At 23.6% G+C, this 4804-nt stretch carries 5 protein-coding genes; 2 read left to right on the top strand and 3 right to left on the bottom strand.

Annotated features, from left to right (window positions below):
• The first annotated feature begins 48 nt into the window (after window positions 1–48).
• Window positions 49–204, top strand: a complete 156-nt coding sequence (locus tag GBZ86_RS17275) for a hypothetical protein (protein ID WP_170272246.1) — start codon at window positions 49–51, stop codon at window positions 202–204.
• A 61-nt stretch (window positions 205–265) separates the two neighbouring features.
• Here the strand turns inward: GBZ86_RS17275 and GBZ86_RS12715 are convergent, their stop codons facing one another.
• Window positions 266–2266, bottom strand: coding sequence for an ATP-dependent helicase (locus GBZ86_RS12715; protein WP_152891214.1), 2001 nt, complete (start codon window positions 2264–2266; stop codon window positions 266–268).
• A 150-nt stretch (window positions 2267–2416) separates the two neighbouring features.
• On the opposite strand from GBZ86_RS12715, the gene GBZ86_RS12720 reads away from it, so the two are divergent.
• On the top strand, window positions 2417–3889 hold the full coding sequence (locus GBZ86_RS12720; RefSeq protein ID WP_152891216.1) for a nicotinate phosphoribosyltransferase: 1473 nt from the start codon (window positions 2417–2419) through the stop codon (window positions 3887–3889).
• 46 nt (window positions 3890–3935) lie between these two features.
• On the opposite strand, the gene GBZ86_RS12725 is transcribed toward GBZ86_RS12720, so the two are convergent.
• Both GBZ86_RS12725 and GBZ86_RS12730 read right to left on the bottom strand, forming a co-directional pair.
• Window positions 3936–4163: a hypothetical protein gene (locus GBZ86_RS12725; protein ID WP_152891218.1), complete on the bottom strand. Its 228-nt coding sequence runs from the start codon at window positions 4161–4163 to the stop codon at window positions 3936–3938.
• Window positions 4164–4388: 225 nt separating this feature from the next.
• A complete protein-coding gene (locus GBZ86_RS12730) occupies window positions 4389–4718 on the bottom strand; it encodes a hypothetical protein (protein WP_152891220.1) in 330 nt (109 codons plus the stop codon).
• Between the last annotated feature and the right edge of the window lie 86 nt (window positions 4719–4804).

Here is a 4804-nt window from a genome sequence, read left to right on the forward strand (position 1 = left end):
ATCATATACTATGTAAGGAAAATTACATAATTTATAGGAGTGATTTTTATGAAAAGTGAAAGTAAAAAAACTTATTCCAAAGAAAATTATCTTAAAAATGGATCTAAAACTCAAAATCAATGGGCAAAAAATAGTTTTAATACTACTATAGAACAACCTGGTATTAATAAAAGTGGTATTGAAGCTAAAAAGAAAGGTTTTTAATATAAAATTTTTATAATTAAAATACTAAAACCTATTTGAAATTTCCAAATAGGTTTTGGTATTATATTAATTTTATTAAATTATTTTCAATTAAAGTACTAAGACAAAATTTTCTAATCATATTATTACCAAAATCTACATCAATATTCCCATCATCTATTTCTTTAATAGTTCCATAACCAAAATAATTATGCTCAATCAAATCCCCTTTTTTCATTGAATTTTTTTGTTCTTTTGCACTATTAATAAAAAATTTTTCTGTAAATTCAGGTATAAATTCCGTTACCTTTTTAAATTTGCCCTTTAAATTTTTAGGTGAATACAAATATAAATTATTTATAGCTCTAGTTATTCCTACATAAAACAATCTTCTTTCTTCTTCTATATTATCTTTACTATTGACATGAGGTATTATTTCATCAACTAAATCTATAATATACACATTTTTAAATTCCATTCCCTTTACTCCATGAATAGTACTAAATATAACTCCATCTACATTCAAATTATTCTTTAATTCCTTAAGATTTTCTTCTATATCTTCTATATGGACTAAAAAAGTTATTATACTTTTATATTCCTGTGCTGCATTTTTAAACTCCTCTATAATATCTAAAAGTTCTTCTTGATTTTGTTTGAATCTATCACAATATTCTCTTATATTATGACTATACTCTAAGTCACTAAGTATAAAATCTATAGCTGAATTCAAAGATACTTTATTTAACATATTTATATCTGATTTTAAATCCTCTAATTTCTTCATCTGAAATGGATGAATTTCGTCTGAATTTATTAATATATCAAATACATTACATTTTTCCTTATGAATATTAATTTTATGTAATGCGCTTTTAGAAACATATCTAAAAGGTTTGTTTATTATTCTAGCAAAACTTTTTTTATCATAAGGATTAATAGCTAGCTTTAAATATGCTATTATATCTTTACATATAAAATGATTAAAAAAATTATATTCTTTATCTAATAATTTAAAAGGAATTTTATTTCTTATAAATCCATCAATTAAACTTCTTGACTCTACATTAGTTCTATACAAAATAGCATTATCACTATACTTATAACCCTTTAATTTAAATTTTTTTATTTCAGTTATTATTTTATTTACTTGCTCACTTTCATTAAAAGGAATATAAAAATTAATATTCCCATTTAATTCTTTAAAAGCTTCTATATCTTTTTTATGTCTCTCAGTATTTTCTTTTATTATTTCTTTTGAAAAATCTACTATATTTTTCAAACTTCTATAGTTATACTTTAAATATATTTTTTTCCCTTCATAAAATTCATTTTTAAAATCTACCATACATTTAGGAGTAGAACCTCTAAATGAATATATACATTGATCTTCATCTCCTACACAAAAAATATTAGTATTTAACATTTTAAGTATTTCTATTTGTATAGAATCGCAATCTTGAAATTCATCTACTAATATATATTTAAACAAATTTCTATAATTATTTAATAATCTATAATTATTTAAAAATAAATCTCTACATTTAATTTGTAAATCATCAAAATCGCTTAATCCTTTTAAAAGCTTATAGTTTTCATAAGCATTAAAACATTTGTAAAATATGTCATTGGATATTGAAGATTTAAATTCTTTATTATGATTTAAAGCACTTTTTTTTAATGAAATATTATTTATTATCTCTTTTACTTTTTCATCACTAACATCTTCTGTAAAATTATTTAATTCTTTTTTTATAAGATTATATACTTCACCACTATCTATTATTTTTATATCTTCATTATTTCTTAAAAGTATTTTATAAAACAATCCATGAAATGTTCCAAAAAAAGGTGGATTAATTTTAGGACAAATGGTTAAAAATCTATTTTTCATATTTTCTGCTGCTGACTTCGTAAAGGTTATAACTATTATATTGCTACTTTTAACTTTTTTATCCTCAATTAAATATTTAATTCTATTTAAAATAACAGTAGTTTTTCCTGATCCTGGTGGGGCTACTATTAAAGTATTTTTACTTTTACATTCTACTGCTGACAATTGGTATTTATCTAAATTGCTCATATAAAGCTCCTCTTTTATTTTCCTTTATATAATATCTTTAATTATATACATTTTTCTAAATAAATTACATAATAAGTACTACATATATTGTAATAATTCTAAGGAATGGTTACAATAGTTTATGGAAACTTAAAAAAAGGAGATTTTTATATGGATTATAAATTTGATGTAAAAAATCCTAGAAACCTTACTATGCTCGTAGATTTTTATGAACTTACTATGGCTAATAGCTATTTTAAAAACGGCATAGAAAATAAAATAGCTTATTTTGATATGTTCTTTAGAAGAGTGCCTGATGGTGGTGGATATTGTATAATGTCAGGTGTTGAACAATTAATAGAATATTTATGTAATCTTAAATTTTCTAAAGACGACATTGAATATCTAAAATCAAAAAACTTATTTTCAGAAGAGTTTTTAGAATTTTTTAAGAATTTTAAATTTACTTGTGACATATGGGCTATTCCAGAAGGAAATCCAGTGTTCCCAAATCAACCTTTAGTTACTGTTAAAGGACCAGTTGTTCAAGCTCAGTTTATTGAAACAATGATTCTTTTAACAATAAATCACCAAACACTTATTGCAACAAAAGCAAATAGAATATGTAGAGCTGCTAAAGGGAAAACTGTTATGGAATTTGGTTCTAGAAGAGCTCAAGGATATGATGGTGCTATATATGGCGCAAGAGCTGCCGTGATAGGTGGTTGTAACTCTACTGCCTGTACAATAGCGGAACAAATGTTTAATGTTCCAGCAAATGGAACTATGGCTCATAGTTGGATTCAATTATTTGGTGATGAATATGAAGCTTTTAAAGCTTGGGCTAAAACTTATCCTGAAAATTGTACATTTTTAGTTGATACTTATAATGTTTTGAAATCTGGAATACCTAATGCTATAAAAGTATTTAATGAAATTTTAACGCCATTAGGATATAGACCTAAAGGAATTAGAATAGATAGTGGTGATATAACTTATTTATCTAAAAAATGCAGAAAAATGTTAGATCAAGCTGGATATCCTGACTGTAAAATTATAGTATCTAATTCATTAGATGAATATATTATAAGAGATGTGTTAAATCAAGGCGCAACTATTGATGCTTTTGGAGTTGGTGAAAGATTAATTACAGCTAAATCTGAACCTGTTTTTGGTGGTGTTTATAAATTAGTAGCTGTTGAAGATGAACCAGGTAAAATAGCTCCTAGAATAAAAATAAGCGAAAATGAGGAGAAGATAACAAATCCAGGTTTCAAAAAAATTTATAGGTTATTTGATAAAGAAACACATATGGCATTAGCAGATTTAATATGTTTACATGATGAAAATATTAATGTTCATGAACCATTAGAAATATTTGATCCTATTCATATATGGAAAAGAAAAAAACTTTCAAATTATTATGTAAAAGATTTAATGGTTAAAATATTTGATAAAGGTAAATTAGTTTACCAAAATCCATCTGTAATGGAAATTAGAAACTATGCAAAAAAAGAAAGTGAAAAATTATGGCCTGAAGTTTTAAGATTTGAAAATCCACATACATATTATGTTGATCTTTCAAAATCACTTTGGGCATTAAAACAAAATTTACTTTATAGGTACTCAAACACATATAAATAAACTTTATAAACGCTTTGTAATACATTACAAAGCGCTTTTTCTAATTTTAATAATTAGATAAATATTTATACCTTCCAATTAAACGTTCTTCCTGTTGTGCTTCTTCATGTCCACTACTATATTTATCATTTATTACTATATCTTTTTCAACAATAAATGATGTTAAATATAAAGAAAATACACATTCTTCATTTGTATTTTCTCTATTCATAGGACACTCCTTATAACAACTTACTCTTTTAATTTTACTTGACCAAAATGGACAGTTCCCCATATTAACTCTCCCCCAATATCCAATTAAAACATTTATATGAGTTTATTATATGGTAATTTTTTTAAAAAATAAAGTTTTTTTGCAATTTTTTTTTAAAAAATTTATAAATATATTTTTTTATTCTTTAATTCCTATAATTTATTCATTATTTTTTTAGTTAATACAAAATAAAGAATAAATAGTTTTATGTAAACTATTTATTCTTTATTTGTAAATATATTAAAATTAAAACTTAGCACCTGTATTTCTAAGAACAGTTATATTCATAACTTCATTTTGAAATGCTTTTAAAAGTGCTTTTTCTAATACTTTTTCAGTATCAAAATTAGCTACATCATTACATACGGCAAAAACTTTATTTGTCTCTCCTCTTACATTTCTATAAGTAAGAGTTACATTAGGTTTATCATATTCTACATCAACAATTTTTATTCCCCAAGAAAACACAGCATAATCGCCATCTTTATATAAGTTACTCATTTCTTTTAACTTTTCTTTTTCTTCATTTGGATCTGTTACTAATATTAATTCATCTCCAACTTTATATTTTCCCATAGTCAGCCTCCTATTTTGTTCATTAATATAATTTGTTAATTTTTTATTCTTTTAGATAAAGTTTACCACTTGATAAATATTTAGTA

Origin of the sequence: Clostridium tarantellae, assembly GCF_009295725.1 — a bacterium.
Lineage (GTDB): Bacteria > Bacillota > Clostridia > Clostridiales > Clostridiaceae > Sarcina > Sarcina tarantellae.

Excerpts from the sequence above, each read along its gene's own strand:
- GBZ86_RS17275 (WP_170272246.1), top strand. The coding sequence starts at position 49 with ATGAAAAGTGAAAGTAAAAAAACTTATTCCAAAGAAAATTATCTTAAA.
- GBZ86_RS12715 (WP_152891214.1), bottom strand. The coding sequence starts at position 2,266 with ATGAGCAATTTAGATAAATACCAATTGTCAGCAGTAGAATGTAAAAGT.
- GBZ86_RS12720 (WP_152891216.1), top strand. The coding sequence starts at position 2,417 with ATGGATTATAAATTTGATGTAAAAAATCCTAGAAACCTTACTATGCTC.
- GBZ86_RS12725 (WP_152891218.1), bottom strand. The coding sequence starts at position 4,163 with ATGGGGAACTGTCCATTTTGGTCAAGTAAAATTAAAAGAGTAAGTTGT.
- GBZ86_RS12730 (WP_152891220.1), bottom strand. The coding sequence starts at position 4,718 with ATGGGAAAATATAAAGTTGGAGATGAATTAATATTAGTAACAGATCCA.